This window comes from Streptomyces yatensis (assembly GCF_018069625.1).
Lineage (GTDB): Bacteria > Actinomycetota > Actinomycetes > Streptomycetales > Streptomycetaceae > Streptomyces > Streptomyces yatensis.
On record NZ_CP072941.1, the window covers coordinates 5,559,176 to 5,577,445 of the forward strand.

An 18,270-nucleotide genomic window follows, 5' to 3' on the forward strand; every position below is an offset into this window, starting at 1 on the left:
CCCGTACGGGTTCGCTGTCGCGCGCATGAAGCGTGTCCGGGCGGATACCCTCCGTAAGGGGGCAAACCGGCCGTATCTCCAGGGCTCGATGGGCCCGGTCTCCAGGACCCGATCTCCAGGATCCGAGCGATCCGAGCGATCAGGGTGATCAGGGTGATCACCTGACGACCCTGGCCACATGGATCACCCGGCTCGACGTGATCCGGAGGTTCCGACCGGTGCGATCCCGCGACTCGACCGCGCGAACCGAGGGATCAGCCCATGAACACCCCGCACAGCAGCCGCCCGCTCCGGATCCTCGGCGCCGCCCTCGCCTCCGCCGCCCTGCTGTCCGCCGGCTGCTCCGCGGACGCCTCCTCGCCGCCCGCCGCGTCGATGTCGAAGAAGGCCGTCCCCGCCGCCCTCAGGCCGTACTACGAGCAGTCGCTGAGCTGGCGCCCCTGCGGGGGCGCGGACTTCGAATGCGCCACGCTCAAGGCCCCGCTCGACTACGCGAGACCCGGCACCGGCCGGGATCTGAGGCTCGCCGTCTCCCGTAAGAAGGCGACGGGCCCCGGCCGCTCCCTCGGTTCGCTCCTGGTGAACCCCGGCGGCCCCGGCGGCTCCGCGGTCGGCTATCTGCAGAGCTTCGCGGCCGTGGGCTACCCGACCCGGGTGCGCGCCCGCTACGACATGGTGGCGATGGACCCGCGCGGCGTGGCCGAAAGCGAGCCCGTCACCTGCCTGAGCAACAAGCAGATGGACGCCTTCACCCAGACCGACCAGACGCCCGACGGGCGCGGCGAGACCGATCGTCTCGTCGCCGCCTACAAGAAGTTCGCCCATGGCTGCGCGGCCCGCTCCGGCCGGATCCTCCGCCATGTCTCGACGGTCGAGGCGGCCCGCGACATGGATGTGCTGCGCGCCGCGCTGGGCGACCGGAAGCTCCATTACGTCGGCGCCTCCTACGGCACCTTCCTCGGCGCGACCTACGCCGACCTCTACCCCCACCGCGTGGGCCGTCTCGTCCTCGACGGCGCCCTCGACCCGACGCTGTCCTCCCGGCGCATCAACCGCGACCAGACCGCCGGTTTCGAAACCGCCTTCACCGCCTTCGCCGAGGACTGCGTGCGCCGCACCGGCTGCCCCCTCGGTACCGGCTCCGTGGCCGCCGCCCGCGACCGGCTCAGCGCCTTCTTCACCCGCCTCGACTCCCACCCGGTCCCCACCGGCGAGTCCCGCTCCCTGGGCGAGCCCCTGGCCACCATGGGCGTGATCTCCGCCATGTACGACGAGACCGCCTGGTCCCAGCTGCGCACCGCCCTCCGCTCCGCGATGCGCGGCCACGGTGGTGGTCTGCTCAGCCTGGCCGACCTCTACTACGAGCGCGACACCGACGGCTCGTACGCCAACCTCATGTACGCCAACCCAGCCGTCAACTGCCTCGACCTCCCACCGGCCTTCCGCACCCCCGCCGAGGTCAAGAAGTCCCTCCCCGCCTTCCGGAAGGCATCCCCCGTCTTCGGCGGCGCCCTCGCCTGGGCGGCCCTGAACTGCGCCTACTGGCCCGTCCGCCCGACCGGCACCCCCCACGCCCTGCACGCCAAGGGTGCCGCGCCCATCGTCGTCGTCGGCACCACCCGCGATCCCGCCACCCCCTACCCCTGGGCCCGCGCCCTGGCCGCCCAGCTCTCCTCCGCCACCCTCCTCACCTACGACGGCGACGGCCATACGGCCTACGGCCGCGGCAGCAGCTGCATCGACAACGCGATCAACACCTACCTCCTCGCCGGCCGCCCGCCCGCCCCCCACACCCGCTGCCGCTGACCAGCCCCGGCCCCGCCCGGGCCCCACCCGGCCCCGTACGGAGCACCCCTCGAAACTGTGTAGACTTGGCGACGCTGCTGCTGCCAATCTGGCTCCGCAGCATGCCGCCTTAGCTCAGTCGGCCAGAGCGACGCACTCGTAATGCGTAGGTCAAGGGTTCGATTCCCTTAGGCGGCTCATTTGAGGCCCAGGTCACCTTCTCTGTGACCTGGGCCTTTTTTGTTCGGCTCTTGTTCGGCGCGGATGCCGTGACCTGGCTTGTGCCGGGCCTTGTGGGGCTGTCCCCCGTGCGAGCTACGCCTAGGTGTCCACCGTGTGGTGACGAATCCGGGGGGCCGGATCCGTAGCGTTCGGGATCGCCGCGGCGGTTCGGCTGCGGATATGGCGGCGCATTGCATGACCGCCATGGAAAAGCAGCCTTTTCGGCGTCAATTCTCTTACTGGGGAGCAAACATGGTCCGCAATGGTCGGCTGTCGGCTGTGATCGCGCTGGCGTGTGCCGTGGCAGGTGTGGGGCTTGTCGGCTGTGAGGACTCCACGAAGGCGGATGCGGACGCGTCCGCCGGCGGGAGGTCCGCCGCCGCTCCGGAGAAGGCGGCTGATGAGGGCTTGCTCACCGGCACCAAGAAGATCGAGGTCGGCGGGCGGTTGGTGAACGTGTCCTGTGCGGGTACGTCGGCGGACGGCAAGCCGGTCATCGTGCTTCTGTCCGGGGGTGGCGATGGGCTGGAGAAGGTGGCCGGTATTCAGAAGACCCTGAGCGAGAAGAATCGGGTCTGTTCCTATGACCGGCTCGGCGAGGGGGCCAGTGACAAGCCCGAGGGGCCTCAGACCCTCAAGAGCACGGGGAAGGTTCTGACCGCCGTGCTCGATCGTGTCGCCGGTGACCGTCCGGTCGTGCTGGCGGGGCATTCGCTGGGCGGGCTGATCGCCGCCCGGTATGCGCCCGAGCATCAGGACAGGGTCAAGGGGCTGGTCTTGATGGACGCCACCTCGCCGACGCAGACCGCTGATCTCAACAAGGGGATCCCCGAGTCCGCGACCGGCCCGGCGGTCGCGTTGCGTGATCAGACCCTCGCGATCCTTCACGGAGGGGAGCCGGAGATGCTCACGGTGCCGGATGGCAAGGTCCGTTCCGCCGGGGACATCCCGGTGGAGGTGATCCATCACGGGAAGCAGTACCTCGCGGCGGTTCCCGACTACGGGCCGGGCCTGGAGCGGGCGTGGACCAACGGTCAGCGCAAGTGGCTCGCGGTCTCCAGCCACAGCAGGCTGAGCACCGCCAAGAACAGCGAGCACTACATCTACGTCGACCAGCCCGAGGTCGCCGTCCGGGCGATAGAGCGCGTCACCTCACAGGCCGCCGACCGCGCGTAGGGCCCGAGTTGGAGATCTCCCTGCGTAGCGTTTCCTCCGTCCGCGGCGCCCTGGCTGTGGAGGGACGAAGGAGTCGATGATGAGACCGGTGCCGGTGATGGCCGTTCGGCGGGTGCCGGAGCTGTGGCGCCGGTTCGACGTCACGGTCCGGGATCTGCCGCTCGGGCTGCTGATCCTCGCCGGGTCGCTCGTACCGGCGTTCCACAACCACGGGACGCAGCTCGGCGGTCTGCCGGCCCGCCCCTTCGATGTGCCGGCCGTGGTGGCGATCGCCCTCCAGTGCCTTCCGCTCGCCGTGCGGCGGCGGTGGCCGGTCGTCTGTCTCGCCCTGGTGTCGGTCGGGTTCGCCGTCGACCAGCTCCGCGGCTACCACTCGTTCGCGGGGACCGCGGTGCCCGTCGCGCTGCTGAGCGTGGGGTCCCATCTGGAACGGCACCGGCGCGCCACCGCGCTCCTCTTCTCGGCGGCGTATGTGCCGCTGGCGGTCGCGCTCTACCGGCTCGGTTCGGGCGCCGAATCGCCGGGTGAGTTCCTGATGTACTACCTGGCGCTGGCCCTCCCGTGGGGCATGGGGTCATGGCTGCGCTCCACCCGGGTCGCGGAGGCCGAACGCCGCCGCCGGGTCGCCGAGCACACCCGCACCGCCGAACGCACCCGTATCGCCCGCGAGCTCCACGACGTCGTCACCCACCACGTGACCGCGATGGTCGTGCAGGCCGAGGCGGCGCGCTATCTGACCGCCGCGCCCGACCGGCTCGACCAGGCCCTGACCGCCGTCACCGACACCGGCCGACGGGCCATCACCGATCTGCGGCATCTGCTCGATCTGCTCAATCCCGACTACGGCACCGAGGCCAGGACACCGGCCGTCGGCAGGCTTCGCACGCTCGTGGAGCAGACCCGGCGGGCCGGGCAGCCGGTGGAGTTCACCGAGGAGGGCACGCCGGCGGAATCGACCGGCAGCGCCGACTTCGTGGCCTACCGGGTGGTGCAGGAGGCCCTGACGAACGCCCTCAAGTACGCTCACGGCAGCCACACCTCGGTCCAGGTGCACCACGGCGCGAGGGAGATCACCGTGGAGGTCAGCACGGACGGCTCCGGCTCGCGGGCCGGGTCTCCTGGCGGGTCCCCCGCCGGTTCGCCCGGTGGGAGCGGGCGGGGCCTGGCCGGGCTGCGCGAACGGGTCGACGTCCTGGGCGGCGACTTCAGCGCGGGCGCGCGGACGGGCGGCGGCTTCGTCGTACGGGCCCGGATACCCGCGAGGAGCCCGTCGTGACCGAGCCGATCCGGGTCCTGGTCTGTGACGATCAGGTACTGGTCCGCACTGGACTGGTGACGATCATCGACGCTCAGCCCGACCTCGAAGTGGTGGGCGAGTGCGGGGACGGGCAGACCGCGGTCGAGCTCGCCGGCCGGCTGCGCCCGGAGGTCGTGGTGATGGACGTACGCATGCCGGTGCTCGACGGCATCGAGGCCACCCGCCTGCTGGCCGGTGCCGGGGTGCCGCATCCCGTCAAGGTGCTCGTGGTGACCACGTTCAACCTGGACGAGTACGTCTACGAGGCGCTGCGCGCGGGGGCGAGCGGGTTCCTGCTCAAGGACGCGCCGCCGTCCCAACTGCTCCATGGCATCCGGACCGTGGCCACCGGGGCGGCACTGCTGGACCCCGAGGTGACGCGGCAGCTCGTGGGCACGTACGCCGCCCGCATCCGGCCCGCCGAGGGTCCTCCGCGCGACATCCCGCTGACCCCTCGCGAACTGGAAGTCCTCCGCCTCATCGCCAACGGCCTCTCCAACAGCGAGATCGCCGGGACCCTCGTGATCAGCCAGGAGACCGTCAAGACCTTCGTCTCCCGCATCCTCGCCAAGCTCGGCCTCCGCGACCGCGTCCAGGCGGTCGTCTACGCCTACCGCCAGGGTCTGGTGACCTGACCCGCCGCGCGGGCGCCCGGGGAGCGCGGAACCCCAGCTCGGACCGGGTCCGGGCTGGGGTTCCTCTGTCGTCAGCGGTGTTGTCAGGCGTGGCGTCAGCCGAGTTGTCCGCTGTGCCGTCAGCTGTTGATGGGGGGCTTGGAGGACCAGGCCGTCAGCGACAGGGTGCCGTTGTCGAGGTCCTCGCCGAAGGCGACGGTGCTGTGCGAGTTGCTGCCCGTCGGCGAGATCTGCAGGTACTTCGCGTGGGCGGTCGAGGCGCCGGTGGTGGTCCACACCAGGTCGGCCCAGGCGCTCTTGCCCGGTCCGAGGGTGATCGGGTGGGAGCCCGGGTCGGTGGCGAAGTAGGTGCTGCCGTGGCGGGCGGTGGTCTTGATGGCGGTGTGTCCGGCGCCCTCCAGGGCCAGCCCGGCGTAGCCGCTGATGACGCAGGTCTCGTCGCCGGTGTTCTTCACCCGCAGGAAGGTACCCCGGTGGTTCATCCCCGCCTGGGAGGTACCGGCCGAGTCGAGGGTCGCCCGCAGCGTCCCCGGCTGGCATTCGGCGGTGGCCCGTGCCTTGTCGGACCCCGAGCCCAGGGCCGTTGCCTGCTTGTCCGACTGGCCGGCCTGGTTGTGGATCGAGGAGTCCGACTGCGACGACTTCGCGGAGGACGACGCGTGGGAGGAGGAGTTCCCCTTGGCGTCGGACGACGAGTCGTTGCTCCCGCAGGCGGTGAGGGCGACGGCCGAGGCGGCGGCGATCAGCGCGGCCACACCGGCCTTGCGGACTCGGCGGTTGAGAATGTGGTGCGACATGACGACCCCCATGGGCTTCCGGATGGTGCGGTTCCTGCTTACGCACCATCCATGGTGTCGGCCGCCGCTGGCGTTCCCTTAACGACCGCTGCCGCTTCACTAACGTCCGGCTAACGCCCGCCGTCAGCGCTCCGCCGGGGTCCAGTCGGCCACGAGCTCCAGGAGACCGGGGAAGCGGGCATCGAGGTCGGCGACCCGGACGTGGCTTCGGCGCTCCAGGCCGTATTGGCGCTGACGGGTGATGCCTGCCTCGCGGAGGGCCTTGAAGTGGTGGGTGAGCGAGGACTTGGGGCGGTCCAGGCCGAACCAGCCGCAGGTGTGATCGAACCGCTCCGATTCGAGGAGGAGTTTGCGCACGATGCGGAGGCGGAGGGGGTCGCTCAGTGCGCCCAGGACCGTTTCCAGGCGGATCTCCTCCACGGCCGGCTCCGGGAGCGGGGGCGGGAGGTCGGGGGGTTCGGGGAGCGCCTTGATGGCGGGGCGGGCGCTTTGGGGTGGTGGTGCCGTATGGGCGGTTTGCGTGGTCCGGGTGGTCATCGGCGGGATCCTCGTCGCGCGGCTCGTTGTACGAGTTCGATCGTACTGCATGCTAAGTTCGACTCGAGTCGTACTGAGGTCGTCGGGAGGAGCTGTCGTGACGGGGAGTCGGGCCGTGGCGGTGCCGGGTGCGCGGGAGGCGCATGAGGAAAAGGGGGAGAAAGGGGAGAGGGGGGAGGGAGCGGCCGCGACCCGGTGGGTGTGGACGGCCGCATGGCCGGTCACCGCCGTGTTCGTCCTCTCGAACGCGGCGACGCCGCTGTATGTGCGGTGGCAGCGCGAGATCGGGTTCTCCAAGGGCACCCTGACGGTGATCTTCGCCTGCTACATCGTCGGACTGCTCGGTTCGCTGCTGGTCTCCGGCGTGGTGTCGGACCGGGTGGGACGCAAGCCCGTGCTGCTGCCCGCGCTCGGGCTCGCGATGGCGGCATGCGCGATCTTCGCGAGCGCGTCGGCCGTGGCGGCGCTGATCGTGGCGCGGCTGTTCAGCGGGATCGCGGTGGGCGCCGTCGTCTCCGCCGGAATGGCGGCGGTGACCGATGTGGCCGGGCCGGGGCGACGGCGGCTGGCGGCGCTGCTGGCCTCGTGCGCGATGGTGTTCGGGGCCGGGCTGGGGCCGTTGCTCGCCGGGGTGCTGGGCAAGGGGGTGTTCGTCCTGGAGGCGGTGCTGCTGGCGGCGGCGGTCGTGGCCGTGGTGCGGATGCCGGTACGGCGTCCCGCCGCGCCCGCGAAGGGGGCGTGGGTGCGGATACCCGGGGTGCCGCGGGGGAGCGGCGGGCAACTCCTCATGGGCATCGCCGTCTTCGCGCCCGGCATCACCGCCACCTCCTTCGTGCTGTCCCTCGGGCCGTCGCTGCTGTCGGGGCTGCTGGACACCACCAACCCGGTGGCCGCGGGGGCCATGGCCTTCGTGATGTTCCTCACCGCGACCGGTGCGCAGTTCGCGGTCCAGCGGCTGGACCGGCGGACGATCCTGATCGCCGGAGCCGTCAGTACGACGATCGGCATGGGCGCACTCATCGCCGCCGTCCGCGCCTCCTCCGTGCCGCTGCTCGTCGCCGCCGCGCTGCTGGCCGGGGCGGGGCAGGGGATGGGGCAGCTCGGCGGGCTGTCGCTGCTCAACTCCGTTGTTCCGGCGAGCCGTCTGGCGGAGGCCAACGCGGCGCTCAACGTCGGGGGCTATGTGCCCGCGGGGGTGCTGCCGGTAACGGCGGGTTACCTCAGCGACGCGGCGGGGCTGACGACGGGGGCGACCGTCTTCGGGGCCGTTCTCATGGCGTTGGCCCTCGTCGGGGGGCTGGTGGTGCTCACCGGTCCGCGATCCGTCCGCAGGAAGTAGGCATGAGGGCATGGAGGCTGGGTAGACGGGTCCCCAATCAGCCTATGCACGCAGCCGATACAGGGAGTGCGACGTGAACGACACGGCACCCGTGACAATGTCGACACTGACGGCAGCCGAAGCTGAGCAAGCACATGGTGTTCAGGTACGTGACATTGCTCTGAATGGAACGGAAAACGCCGGAACGTCCGATCTGCCCACAGTGGACGATCCGGCAAAGGTGGCGCCCAAGGACGCACGGGCGCTGACCAAGACGTTCCTGGATCGGCTGACCGAGCTGGAGGAGGGGACGCACGAGTACCAGTACGTGCGGAACACCCTCATCGAACTCAACCTGTCGCTGGTCCGGTACGCCGCCCGGCGGTTCCACAACCGCTCGGTGGAGATGGAGGACATCGTCCAGGTCGGCACCATCGGGTTGATCAAGGCGATCGACCGGTTCGACCTGAGTCGCGAGGTCGAGTTCACCACCTTCGCCGTTCCGTACATCGTCGGCGAGATCAAGCGTTTCTTCCGCGACACCAGCTGGGCGGTGCATGTTCCCCGCCGTCTGCAGGAGTTGCGGATCGACCTCGCCAAGGCGAACGAGGAGTTGTTCCAGCGGCTGGACCGGTCGCCCACCACGGCCGAGCTCGCGGAGCATCTGCAGCTGAGCGAGGACGAGGTCGTCGACGGACTGGTGGCCAGCAACGGCTATCTCACCACCTCGCTGGACGCGCCCGCGGAGCAGGAGAGCGGGGCCACGCGGGTGACCACCTACGCGGACCGGTTCGGCGACGTCGACCCGGCGATGGAGGCCGTGGAGAATCTGCACGCGCTCAAGCCGCTGGTGGAAGAGCTCGGTGAGCGGGACCGCCGCATTCTGCAGCTGCGGTTCGGCGAGGAGCTGACCCAGTCGGAGATCGGCGCCGAACTCGGCGTCTCACAGATGCATGTCTCCCGGCTGCTCAGCCGCGCGCTGGGCCGGCTGCGGCGCGGAATGCTCGCCGAGGACTAGGCACGCGGTGCTTGTCGCGTACTCCGCGTAGCGAATTCGGCTCGACCGCCGCACTGGCCTTTACAGCAGAATCCAGGAACAACAGCCGCACTGGCCTTTACAGCAGAACCCAGGCACAACAACAGAACAAAGGAAACACAGACCGAAGGGGCCCGGCCGGAGATTTCTCCGGCCGGGCCCCTTCGGTCTGCGCTGTCCCTGATTTAACCGCACCGTCTGCGGGCTACCAGCGGTACCACCGCCCACGTCGCCCACCGACCGTCGGCCGGACGATAAATCCGATCAGCCAGACGGCGAGCACAATGACCGCGATCCACCACAGAGCCTTCAAGGCGAATCCGGCGCCGAAGAGAAGCAGTGCGAGAAGAAGAACGACTAGCAGGGGGACCATAATTACCAACCTCCTCGACGCCGCGAGTACCCCGTCGGCTTTCCAGCACACCTCATCAATTCATGCTGTTTCGAACACCCCCGTTACCCCTGGTGGATGGGTGGCCTGGCGTCCCACGGTGAGCGGAGGCAGGCTGGAGGAGCAGAGGTCAGAGGGTGATACGTCATGATCCAGCCAGCCGATATCCGTGAGTGGCGTGACCAGGATGTCGTCGATGAGCAGGGCCGCAAGATCGGGGTGCTCGAGGCGATCTACGTGGCCACCGCCACCGATGAACCCGCCATGGCCACGGTCCGCACCGGACTGCCCACCCGCCACCGGCTGGTGTTCGTCCCGGTGGAGGACGCGGTGGTGGGGCCGGGCTATGTGAAGGTCTCCTACCCACGGGCGCTGGTGAAGAAGGCCCCTTCGCTCGGCATCGACGACGTGCTGCCCGCGGAGCAGGAGGGGGCGATCTTCCAGCACTACGGGAAGACGTACCAGTCGGGTCCGGGCGGCGGGCGGCAGCTCGCACGCCGCTGATGGTCGAGGACGCTTGACGCGCGAGGAGAGGTGTCGGCCGTGGCGCTCTTCCTGTTCCTGGTGATCGTGGCCATCGTGCTCGGCCTCATCGGCTGGGTGGTGCACGGACTGGGCTATCTGCTGGTCATCGGTGTGGTGGTGCTGGTGATCGACATCGTCCTGGGTCTGGTGCGGCTGGCGCGGAGGTCGCGGCGGCACCGGATCCGATGACGGGACGCGAGGCGGCCGCCGTCCCGTTCGGCGCGCACTCCGTCCCCTACGCCCCCGGCACGCTCCGGCCCGTCGGCGACCCGGCGGCGGCCGACCGGCAGGTCCTGGAGCACTACCGGCGGTGGAAGGCGTCCTTCCTCCGGTCGGGCGATGAGGTGGGCGGCCGGGGGCGGTGCGCGGTGTTCACGCCCGACGCGGCACACCCCTTCGTCGCCGAGGCCCAGGGCTACGGACTGGTGATCACCGCGCTGATGGCGGGCGCCGACCCCGACGCCCACGCCCTCTTCGACGGCATCCTCCGGCATGTGCTGGCCCACCCCTCCGTCAACCACCCCGAGCTGCACGCCGCCCAGCAGGACGCCGGTGGCCGGGACGTCGGGGGGCGGGACTCCGCGACCGACGGCGACCTCGACATCGCGTACGGACTGCTGCTCGCGGACCGGCAGTGGGGCGGCGGCCACGGTGACTACAAGGCGCTCGCACTGCGGCGGATCGACGCCGTCATGGAGTGCGAGGTGCACCCCGGCACCCGGCTGACCAAGCTCGGCGACTGGTCCTCGGGCCGCTTCGACGAGGTCTCCCGTACGTCGGACTGGATGCCGGACCACTTCCGGGCGTTCCGGGCGGCGACCGGCGATCCGCGGTGGGACGAGGTGCTGGACGCGCACCTGTCGTCGGCCGGTGCGCTGCGTGCCCGCCATGCCCCGGCCATCGGGCTGCTCCCCGACTTCGTCGTGGACACCACGTCCGGCGCTCCGAGGCCCGCGCCGGGGAAGGTGCTGGAGAGCCCGCATGACGGCGACTACCACTGGAACGCCTGCCGCGTCCCCTGGCGGCTCGGCGCCGACGCGGTGATCAGCGGCGACGAACGGAGCCGGGCCGCCGCGCGCGGGCTCAGCCGCTGGGCGAGGACGGCGACGGGCGGTGACCCCGGGGAAATCCGGAGCGGATACCGGCTCGACGGCACGGCCTACGGGGGCCCGGGCTCGCCCGCCTTCTTCGCGCCCTTCGCGGTCGCCGCGATGACGGAGGGCGAGAGCGACGGTGACGGGGGCGAGGGGGAGGGCGAGGCCGCGCAGCGTTGGCTGGACGCGCTGTGGGCGCGGATGTGCGGCTCCCCGCCCGACCCGGCCCGCGCCTACGCGGCCGGGGTGCAACTCCAGTCGATGCTGGTGGTCAGCCAGAACTACTGGGTGCCGTAGGGGCGCCCGGCCCGGGCGGCGGAACGGCGTCGGCCCGCCGCACCACCGTCTCGCAGAGCGATTCCAGGGCGGTCCTGGCCGGGCAGTCGGGGAGCGTCGCCAGGGCCGCGCGGGCGGCGTCGGCCTGACGGGCGATCTCCTCGCGGGCCCGGTCCAGGACCGGGTGGGTGCGCAGCCGCGCCACCGCCTCCGCGTACCCCGGCCGATCGGCGGGCCCGGTGAGCAGCTCGTACAGCTCCCGGTCCGTGAGATCCCCACGGTCCGCGAGATCCCCGCGGTCCGTACGATCCCCACGGCCCCCACGATCCGTGCGCTCCGCCGCCCCCGCCCGCTCCGTCAGCAGCAGCACAGGCAAGGTGGGGCGACGGGCGGTGAGGGTCGCCAGCTCGTCGGCGAGGTGGCTCGCCACGCCCAGCCGTTCGCCGTACCGCGCGAGGGCGTCTCCGGTGCTCGCGTCCGCCCCCGAGGCCAGCGCGCCCAGCCGTCCGGAGACGGCGGTCAGCGAGCCGGTCCGGCTCGCCAGCACCTCCAGATGGTGCTCGACGGGGTCGCGGTCGTCGCGCGGTCCGGTCGTCTCCAGGATCTGGCCGGTGACCTGCCGCCGGAACGCCTCGGCCTGTAGCCGTACGGCCCGCGGCCCCAGGTCGGCGAGGATGTGCGAGGCGCGGGCGAAGAGGAAGTCGCCGATGAGCACCGCCACCGTGTTGTCCCAGTTGGCGTCCGGGCGCGGGGCGCCGCGGCGTACGGTCGCCTCGTCCCGTACGCCGTCGTGGTAGTGCGTGGCCAGATGGGTCAGTTCGACGACGACGGCGGCGGGCACCACGCCCGGTGCGCCGGGGTCGCCGAACCGCGCCGCCAGCAGCACCAGCAGCGGCCGGAGCCGTTGCCCGGCCGTGCGGGTCAGCTCCCGCGCCGCCTCGGTGATGAACGGCACATCGCTCTTGGTGGCCTTCAACAGGCCCTCGTCGACCGCCGCCTGGGCGGCCCGGAGGCCGTCCGCCAGCGCGCGGTCCCGCACGGTCGGCTGCATGGACAGAAATGTCTCATATGTCGTCGGTGGCCGGTCTCAGGAAGGCGGCTCAGGATTCCGGTGTGGCCGGGACCCTGGCCCGGATGCGGCTTCCCTGCCCGGGGCGGCTGTCCACGTTCAGCGTGCCGCCCACCTCACGGGCCCGCTCCCGCATGGAGAGCAGCCCGAGATGGCCGGGGAAGGAGCCCTTGCAGTCGAAGCCCACGCCGTCGTCGGCGACGGTCAAGGTGACGGCGCCCGGTTCGTTGAGCAGATGGAGCCGTACGTTCCGGGCCTGCGAATGCTTGGCGATGTTGTGCAGCGACTCCTGGGCGATCCGGTACAGGGCGTGCTTGGCCTCCGGTGTGGTCTCCGGTTCGGCGTCGAGCTTGGCCTCGGTGGTGATCCCGTACCGGGCCCGGAGCGCCTCGACATGCTGGGTGAGCGCGGCGACCAGGCCCTCGGTCTCCAGCGATTCGGGCCGCAGCCGGCACAGCAGGGTCCGGGTCTCGGCGATCGCGGCGTCCGCGAGCCGCCGTATGTACTCGATGGGCTCGGCGAGTTCGGCCAGTTCGGCGAGGTCCACCATCTCTCCGACGGCCTCGTGGCCGCGTGCCGGATCGACGAATACCGCCCCTTCTCCCGGGCTCCGCGTCTCGGCCCGTCCCACCGGCTCCGCGCTGTCGATGTCGCGTTCCAGCATTTCGCGGGCGGTACGGGCACCCAGTGCGATGCCGTAGAGCGCCTGCGAGACCGAGTCGTGCAGCTCGCGCGAGATGCGCTGCCGCTCCTCGCGGACGGACCTCTCCTGGGTGGCCCCCTGCTGCCGGTCGTTCTCCACCGCGCAGGACGCATGCCCCGCGATCACCTCCAGGAGGGTGATGTCCGCCTCGCCGGGGTCGCGGCCGGGCGGGAAGTGGCAGCACATCGCGCCGATCGCGGTGGATTCGCGCAGCAGCGGCCAGGCGGCCACCGCGCCCCGGGCCGGGCCGTCGCCGTCCGTGCCGGTACGGCCGCCGCCGTGGATGACGGGCGCGGCCCCGGCGATCGCCTCCAGCGCCGGTTTCCGGGACGGCGGGGTGTGGCCGTGGCCGCCGCCGACCAGGCGCAGGTTCGCCGACGGTCCGGGCTCCAGCAGATAGACGGTGCAGCTCGCGGCGCCGGTACGGGCCACCGCGCCCGCCGCCAGGGAGTCCAGGGTCCGCCGTACGCAGGGGCCGGAGGAACGGGCGAACCCCGAGGAACCGGACGAGCCCCAAAGGGAACCCGAGGGACCCGAGGCTCCCGCGATTCCCGACGCCCCCGCGAACCCCGAGGGCCCCGAAGATCCGGAAGACCCGGAAGACACGGAAGCCCCCGCGAATCCCGAAGGCTCCGGCGGGCCCGAGGAGCCCGCGGAACCGGCGGAGCCCGGTCCGGCGGCCGCGGAGGCCAGCCGCCGCAGATGTTCCCGGTGCCGGATCTGGGCGACGGCGTGGGCCGCGGGGGCCGCGAAGCGTCCCACGGTGCTCACATCGGCATGGCTGAGCCGCCGCCCGCCGCCGCGGTTCGCCACCTCGATCACCCCCACGGGGTGGCCGCGCACCAGCAGCGGCGCGTCCAGCACCGAGGCCGGGACCGCGTGCCGGGGGTCCCGGCCGAGCCGGCGCGGCCGCCGTTCGTGGCTGGAGACCGTGGGCCGGCCGGCGCGGATCGCCTGGCGGGCGGGGGAGGAGCCGCCGGGCGTCAGCGGTCCGCTCGGCGCGGTCCACGGTGCGCCGTCGGTGGCTCGTATCGTCAGGACGTCGCCCGGCTCCAGCACCATCACCCGGGCCATATCGGCGCCCAGGAGCTCACGCACCCGGCGGGCGATCAGCCGGAGCGTGGCGTCGGCGGTCTCGCCCGCCAGGATGTGTTGGGTGACCTCGGCGAGCGCGGTGGCGCTCCGCCGTCGCCGGGTCGGGGCCCATCGTGTACTGATCACGCCGACCACCACTGCTCCCTCGTCGTCGACTCCAGTGCTTCCGGAGGGGTGAGTTCACCCGCCGGTACCAGGCCGGACTGCACCGCGTAGACCGCCGCCTGGGTCCGGCTGTGCACCCCCAGCTTGGTCAGGATGTGGCTGACATAGGTCTTCACCGTCTGCTGGCCGATCCGCAGATCGTGGGCGATCTCCTTGTTGGCCTTGCCGCGGGCGAGCATGGTGAGGACCTCGGTCTCCCGCTCGGTGAGCTGCTCGGGGCCGCTCGGCTCCCTGACCTGGCCCATCAGCCGGGAGATCGCGGCCGGGGAGACATGGATCTGGCCCGCGGCCGCGGCCTTCACCGCGTTGCGGAGGTCGTCGGCCTCGGCGTTCTTCAGCAGGAAGCCGATGGCCCCCGCCCGGACCGCGCCCATGACCATGGCGTCGTCGAGGGAGCTGGTCAGCGCCACCACCTCGACCTCGGGGAGGTCCTGACGGATCTCGGCCGTGGCCGATACGCCGTCCATCACCGGCATCAGCAGATCCATCAGGACGACGTCGGGGCACAGTTCCCGGGCCAGCCGCACGGCTTCCCGGCCGTTGGTCGTCTCGCCCACCACCTTGATTTCGTTGTCGAGCCCAAGGATCATGCGTAGGCCCTGCCGGACCACCGCATGGTCGTCTGCGATCAGCACGCGAAGCGCCACTTGGTTCACCTGCCCATGGAGTACATCGCCGCACGAGCGGAGACGGACGCGGAAACGGTCGCGATCAGCGGTTCGAAGAGGGGGAGGACCAGCAGGACGAGGACGCCCGCCACCCACCCGCCCAGGACGTCACTCACCCAGTGGGTGCCCAGATAGACGGTGGTCAGACCGACGCCGAGCGCCATCACACAGGCGATCAGCGCGCCCGTCCGCCGGAGGCGACCGGCGAGATAGGCCACGGTGCCCCAGACCACGACGGCGTTGGCCGCGTGACCGGAGGGGAAGGCCATTCCGCCGTGGAAGAGCTCGGCGGATCCGGGGGTCTGGGCGTAGGAGGGGCCCACCCGCCCGGTGAGGATTTTGACGGCGCCGACGCTCACATTGAGCAGCAGCAGCGCCACGGCCAGGACCAGCGGCGGGCGCGGGCTTCGGGTCCGCCCGCCGCGCCAGCAGGCCCAGGCCAGGGCGGCCAGGGCGGCGGGGCCGCGCTGGCCCGTGATGACGAAGGCGTCCAGCACCGGCCGGAGCTGCGGCCACTGTTTGTACGGCTTGAACAGGGCCACCTGCCAGTCGAGCCGGACGAGCTGCGAGCCGGTGAGGACGGCCGCGAGGACCGCCGCGTAACAGGCGGCGGCCACCAGGAAGGCGATCGTGTGTCCGCGGCTGAGCGGGCATCGGATCCGTCCAAGGACTCGCATGGGGAGGAAACCCGTCTCGGTATGCCCGCGATTCCATCCGAAGGGGGACTTTCTGCCCCATTCGGCCCTCAGTGCGCCCGGCCCGGGTGGTCCGCCCCCTTCGTACCGGCCCATACGAGGGAGAGCCCGTGAGGACCCCGTACGGCGGAAGCGAACGGCCCCCGCGCCGGAGGGGGCCATGGCCGTACCCGGAGGGGCTCCGGGGTCAGCCCGTCACTCCTCCGGTTCCGGCTGCGCGGGCTTGAAACCGAATTCGGCGGCCCTCGCGACCGCCTCCAGCTGTGAGCGCGCGTCCAGCTTCTCCAGGATCCTGCGGACATGGGTGCGCACGGTGGCGTAGCTGATGCTCAGCCGCTCCGCGACGGCCCGGTTGTCCAGGCCCTGGCTCATCAGGGTCAGGATCTCCTGCTCACGCGGGGTCATGCTGTCCAGGCGCTCGGTCTGCTCGGCGGTGGACCGCGCGTCCTCGCGGTGCCGTGCCAGCACCTCCACCAGGGTGCTGGCCGGGATGAGGGTCTCGCCCTCGGCGGCCGAGCGGATGGCGGCCGCGATCTCGTCGCCGCTCGCCGACTTCAGCAGATAGCCGCAGGCGCCCGCCTCCACCGCGGCCAGCAGCGCCGAGTCGCTGGCGTCGGCGCTGAGGATCACGATGGCGACGGAGGGGTCATGGGCCCGGATGCCGGCCGCCGCGTCGGCCCCGGTGCCGTCGGGCAGCCGGAAGTCGACCAGGGCGACATCGGGCTTCAGCTCCTTGGCCATGGGGACGGTCTCGGCGACCGAGTCCGCCCAGCCGACCACCGTCAGATCCGAGTACTCGGCCAGCAGGGCCCACAGCCCCTCGGCCACCACCCGGTGGTCCTCGACGATCAGCACCTTCGTCAGTTCGGGAGGTGCGGTCACGGCTGTGGGTCCCCTTCGGGGGAGTCGGCGGGGTCGAGCGACGCGCCCGGGGGAGCGCCGAGCGGCACCCAGAACTCCACGGTGGTGCCGGAGCCGGGTTCGCTCTCGATCCGGCACCAGCCGCCCGCGATCTGGGCCCGCTCCTGGATCAGGGAGAGCCCGAGATGGCCGGGGCGGGACTCCACCTCGAGCGGGTTGTAGCCCTCGCCGTCGTCGACGATCCGCACCAGGCAGCCGTCGTCGAGCCCGAGGAGCTGTACGTGGACCGTCTTGGCGTGGGCGTGCTTGCGCACGTTCACCAGCGCCTCCTGGGCGGTCCGGTAGATCAGCGCCATCGTCTCGGCCGGGGGATGGGCCGTGAGCCGGTCCTCCAGCCGGTAGGTGATACCGGTCTCGGTGCGTATCTGCTCCAGCAGGCCGCGCAGCGCCCCGGCCAGGCAGCCGTGTTCCAGGCTGGACGGCCGCAGGTCGAAGATGAGCTGCCGCAGCCGGCTGAGCGAGAGCTTCAGGGTCTCGTCCAGCTTGTCCATCACCCGCTGCTCGTCCGGGTCCCGCAGCCGCCGGCGCAGCTGCTGGAGGCGGAGGCTGGCCGCGGTGATCACCTGGATGGTGTCGTCGTGGATGTCGGCGGCGATCCGCCCGCGCTCGGCCTCCTGGGCGTGGACCAGATGGCTGAGCAGCGCCTGGCGGTCGCGGTCGGTGCCCTCCAGCAGCTCCAGGCTGCGCTCCAGGACGAACTGGGCGCGCTGCACCTCGGTGATGTCCCGGACGGTCAGGACGGTGAGCAGGCCCTCCTCCGTACGCAGCGGGCTGATGCTGACGTCGGCGGGGAACTGCTTGGCGTCGCTGCGCCGGCCGACCAGCTCCATGCTGTGGCCCACCGGCTCCTCCAGGCTGTCGTCCCATTCGCGCAGCGAGACGGTGAGCGGCTGGTCGGGCAGGAGGGCCTCCACGGCCCGGCCGATCAGATGGTCGCGGTCGTAGCCGAAGAGCGCCTCGGTGCGGTTGTTGGCCGCCTGGATCCGGCCGCTGGTGTCCACGATCAGCATCGCGTCCGGGGAGGACTCGATGAGCTGGCGGAACCGGCTCTCGGCCGCGCGGAGCTGGCTCAGGTCGGCGATGAAGACCACTCCGCGGGGCTGCCGACCCTGCAGATGGCCGCCGCTGAACTGGGCGGGGAACTCGGTGCCGTCGCGGCGGCGCCCGCTCATCGCCGACGGCGAGCTGAAGACCCGGCCGATCAACTGCTCGGAGGCGGTGCGGTAGCGCTCGGGGACGAGGTCCCGCAGCCGCTTGTCGCGCAGCTCCGCCGAGCTGTAGCCGAACATGTGCCGGGTGTGGGCGTTGGCGTACTCGATCCGGCCGCGGGGGCCGACGATCAGCACGCCGCACGGCGCGTGGCCGAGCAGCTCCAGGAAGGAGTCCTCCAGGCGGTTGCCGACCAGGTCCTCGAACCGCCAGGAGGCGCGCTCGGCGCGGCGCAGCGGCTCGGCGCAGTCCGCGAGGAGCTCCGCGGACATGCTGAACTGATCGCGGGCGGCCCGGATGATCGCCTCGAGGATCTCCTCGGCGGGGGTGCCCTTGACCAGGTAGCCGCTGGCCCCGACGGCGAGCATGTTCAGCACGGTCTCGCGTTCGCCGTGGGCGGACAGCGCCACCACCCGGGCGTCGGGGACCTGGTCGCGGATGGCCCGGACGCTGCTGGGGGCGTCGCCCCGGGGCATGTGCACGTCCATGATCACGACCCGGGGGTGGTGGTCGACCGCCGCGCGGACGGCCTGCTCGTGGTTGATGGCCAGGCCCACGAGTTCCAGGTCGGGGTGGGAGTCGATGAGGTCGGCGAGCGCCTCCCGGACGGCCGGGTCGTCATCGGCCACCACAACATCGATCCGGTTGTCGCCCAT

General features: G+C 71.6%; 18 protein-coding genes and 1 tRNA gene. 10 read left to right on the top strand and 9 right to left on the bottom strand.

Annotation, left to right across the window (positions count from 1 at the left end; genetic code table 11):
* The first annotated feature begins 261 nt into the window (after window positions 1-261).
* The 5 genes from J8403_RS23355 (at window position 262) to J8403_RS23375 (ending at window position 5,115) form a co-directional block, all read left to right on the top strand.
* Complete coding sequence (locus J8403_RS23355) at window positions 262-1,806, top strand: alpha/beta hydrolase (RefSeq protein WP_211124859.1); 1,545 nt, start codon at window positions 262-264, stop codon at window positions 1,804-1,806.
* A 103-nt stretch (window positions 1,807-1,909) separates the two neighbouring features.
* Window positions 1,910-1,983, top strand: a tRNA-Thr gene (locus tag J8403_RS23360).
* 276 nt (window positions 1,984-2,259) lie between these two features.
* Entirely contained in the window at window positions 2,260-3,183 is a 924-nt protein-coding gene (locus J8403_RS23365; RefSeq protein ID WP_211128389.1) for an alpha/beta fold hydrolase, read from the top strand.
* A gap of 79 nt (window positions 3,184-3,262) precedes the next feature.
* Window positions 3,263-4,459: a sensor histidine kinase gene (locus tag J8403_RS23370; RefSeq protein ID WP_425519825.1), complete on the top strand. Its 1,197-nt coding sequence runs from the start codon at window positions 3,263-3,265 to the stop codon at window positions 4,457-4,459.
* Window positions 4,456-5,115, top strand: a complete 660-nt coding sequence (locus J8403_RS23375) for a response regulator (protein WP_211124860.1) — start codon at window positions 4,456-4,458, stop codon at window positions 5,113-5,115. The genes J8403_RS23370 and J8403_RS23375 overlap by 4 nt, the downstream gene beginning before the upstream one ends.
* 119 nt (window positions 5,116-5,234) lie before the next feature.
* Here J8403_RS23375 and J8403_RS23380 read toward each other — a convergent pair whose 3' ends face one another.
* A complete protein-coding gene (locus tag J8403_RS23380) occupies window positions 5,235-5,912 on the bottom strand; it encodes a DUF4232 domain-containing protein (RefSeq protein ID WP_211124861.1) in 678 nt (225 codons plus the stop codon).
* Between the two features lie 123 nt (window positions 5,913-6,035).
* Complete coding sequence (locus J8403_RS23385; protein WP_211124862.1) at window positions 6,036-6,449, bottom strand: ArsR/SmtB family transcription factor; 414 nt, start codon at window positions 6,447-6,449, stop codon at window positions 6,036-6,038.
* Window positions 6,450-6,648: 199 nt separating this feature from the next.
* Here J8403_RS23385 and J8403_RS23390 point away from each other — a divergent pair, with 199 nt between their 5' ends.
* Together J8403_RS23390 and J8403_RS23395 are read left to right on the top strand one after the other, a co-directional pair.
* The gene (locus tag J8403_RS23390; RefSeq protein WP_211128391.1) at window positions 6,649-7,788 is read left to right on the top strand and encodes an MFS transporter; all 1,140 of its coding nucleotides are present in this window, start codon (window positions 6,649-6,651) and stop codon (window positions 7,786-7,788) included.
* A 97-nt stretch (window positions 7,789-7,885) separates the two neighbouring features.
* On the top strand, window positions 7,886-8,785 hold the full coding sequence (locus J8403_RS23395; protein ID WP_246586369.1) for an RNA polymerase sigma factor SigF: 900 nt from the start codon (window positions 7,886-7,888) through the stop codon (window positions 8,783-8,785).
* A 223-nt stretch (window positions 8,786-9,008) separates the two neighbouring features.
* Here J8403_RS23395 and J8403_RS43745 read toward each other — a convergent pair whose 3' ends face one another.
* Window positions 9,009-9,176, bottom strand: a complete 168-nt coding sequence (locus tag J8403_RS43745; RefSeq protein ID WP_059142419.1) for a hypothetical protein — start codon at window positions 9,174-9,176, stop codon at window positions 9,009-9,011.
* A 165-nt stretch (window positions 9,177-9,341) separates the two neighbouring features.
* Here J8403_RS43745 and J8403_RS23400 point away from each other — a divergent pair, with 165 nt between their 5' ends.
* The 3 genes from J8403_RS23400 to J8403_RS23410 are packed head-to-tail and all read left to right on the top strand — an operon-like array spanning window position 9,342 to window position 11,110.
* Window positions 9,342-9,698, top strand: coding sequence for a PRC-barrel domain-containing protein (locus J8403_RS23400; RefSeq protein WP_211124863.1), 357 nt, complete (start codon window positions 9,342-9,344; stop codon window positions 9,696-9,698).
* A gap of 39 nt (window positions 9,699-9,737) precedes the next feature.
* Entirely contained in the window at window positions 9,738-9,908 is a 171-nt protein-coding gene (locus tag J8403_RS23405; RefSeq protein ID WP_014061701.1) for a hypothetical protein, read from the top strand.
* Window positions 9,905-11,110 (top strand): glycosyl hydrolase family 8, encoded by a 1,206-nt coding sequence (locus tag J8403_RS23410; RefSeq protein ID WP_211124864.1) that lies wholly within the window; start codon window positions 9,905-9,907, stop codon window positions 11,108-11,110. The genes J8403_RS23405 and J8403_RS23410 overlap by 4 nt, the downstream gene beginning before the upstream one ends.
* Here J8403_RS23410 and J8403_RS23415 read toward each other — a convergent pair.
* From J8403_RS23415 to J8403_RS23440, 6 genes are all read right to left on the bottom strand, one after another.
* Complete coding sequence (locus J8403_RS23415) at window positions 11,085-12,140, bottom strand: polyprenyl synthetase family protein (RefSeq protein ID WP_211124865.1); 1,056 nt, start codon at window positions 12,138-12,140, stop codon at window positions 11,085-11,087. The genes J8403_RS23410 and J8403_RS23415 overlap by 26 nt on opposite strands.
* A 49-nt stretch (window positions 12,141-12,189) precedes the next feature.
* Complete coding sequence (locus J8403_RS23420) at window positions 12,190-14,082, bottom strand: sensor histidine kinase (RefSeq protein ID WP_211124866.1); 1,893 nt, start codon at window positions 14,080-14,082, stop codon at window positions 12,190-12,192.
* Window positions 14,079-14,768: a response regulator gene (locus J8403_RS23425; protein ID WP_059142423.1), complete on the bottom strand. Its 690-nt coding sequence runs from the start codon at window positions 14,766-14,768 to the stop codon at window positions 14,079-14,081. Before J8403_RS23425 ends, J8403_RS23420 begins: the two co-directional genes overlap by 4 nt.
* A gap of 5 nt (window positions 14,769-14,773) precedes the next feature.
* On the bottom strand, window positions 14,774-15,466 hold the full coding sequence (locus J8403_RS23430; RefSeq protein WP_211124867.1) for a phosphatase PAP2 family protein: 693 nt from the start codon (window positions 15,464-15,466) through the stop codon (window positions 14,774-14,776).
* A 213-nt stretch (window positions 15,467-15,679) separates the two neighbouring features.
* Window positions 15,680-16,366, bottom strand: a complete 687-nt coding sequence (locus tag J8403_RS23435) for a response regulator (protein ID WP_211124868.1) — start codon at window positions 16,364-16,366, stop codon at window positions 15,680-15,682.
* A complete protein-coding gene (locus tag J8403_RS23440; RefSeq protein ID WP_211124869.1) occupies window positions 16,363-18,270 on the bottom strand; it encodes a PAS domain S-box protein in 1,908 nt (635 codons plus the stop codon). Before J8403_RS23440 ends, J8403_RS23435 begins: the two co-directional genes overlap by 4 nt.

Excerpts from the sequence above, each read along its gene's own strand:
- J8403_RS23415 (WP_211124865.1), bottom strand. The coding sequence starts at position 12,140 with ATGCAGCCGACCGTGCGGGACCGCGCGCTGGCGGACGGCCTCCGGGCC.
- J8403_RS23370 (WP_425519825.1), top strand. The coding sequence starts at position 3,263 with ATGAGACCGGTGCCGGTGATGGCCGTTCGGCGGGTGCCGGAGCTGTGG.
- J8403_RS23410 (WP_211124864.1), top strand. The coding sequence starts at position 9,905 with ATGACGGGACGCGAGGCGGCCGCCGTCCCGTTCGGCGCGCACTCCGTC.
- J8403_RS43745 (WP_059142419.1), bottom strand. The coding sequence starts at position 9,176 with ATGGTCCCCCTGCTAGTCGTTCTTCTTCTCGCACTGCTTCTCTTCGGC.
- J8403_RS23385 (WP_211124862.1), bottom strand. The coding sequence starts at position 6,449 with ATGACCACCCGGACCACGCAAACCGCCCATACGGCACCACCACCCCAA.
- J8403_RS23430 (WP_211124867.1), bottom strand. The coding sequence starts at position 15,466 with ATGCGAGTCCTTGGACGGATCCGATGCCCGCTCAGCCGCGGACACACG.
- J8403_RS23355 (WP_211124859.1), top strand. The coding sequence starts at position 262 with ATGAACACCCCGCACAGCAGCCGCCCGCTCCGGATCCTCGGCGCCGCC.
- J8403_RS23395 (WP_246586369.1), top strand. The coding sequence starts at position 7,886 with ATGTCGACACTGACGGCAGCCGAAGCTGAGCAAGCACATGGTGTTCAG.
- J8403_RS23380 (WP_211124861.1), bottom strand. The coding sequence starts at position 5,912 with ATGTCGCACCACATTCTCAACCGCCGAGTCCGCAAGGCCGGTGTGGCC.
- J8403_RS23440 (WP_211124869.1), bottom strand. The coding sequence starts at position 18,270 with ATGGGCGACAACCGGATCGATGTTGTGGTGGCCGATGACGACCCGGCC.
- J8403_RS23400 (WP_211124863.1), top strand. The coding sequence starts at position 9,342 with ATGATCCAGCCAGCCGATATCCGTGAGTGGCGTGACCAGGATGTCGTC.
- J8403_RS23365 (WP_211128389.1), top strand. The coding sequence starts at position 2,260 with ATGGTCCGCAATGGTCGGCTGTCGGCTGTGATCGCGCTGGCGTGTGCC.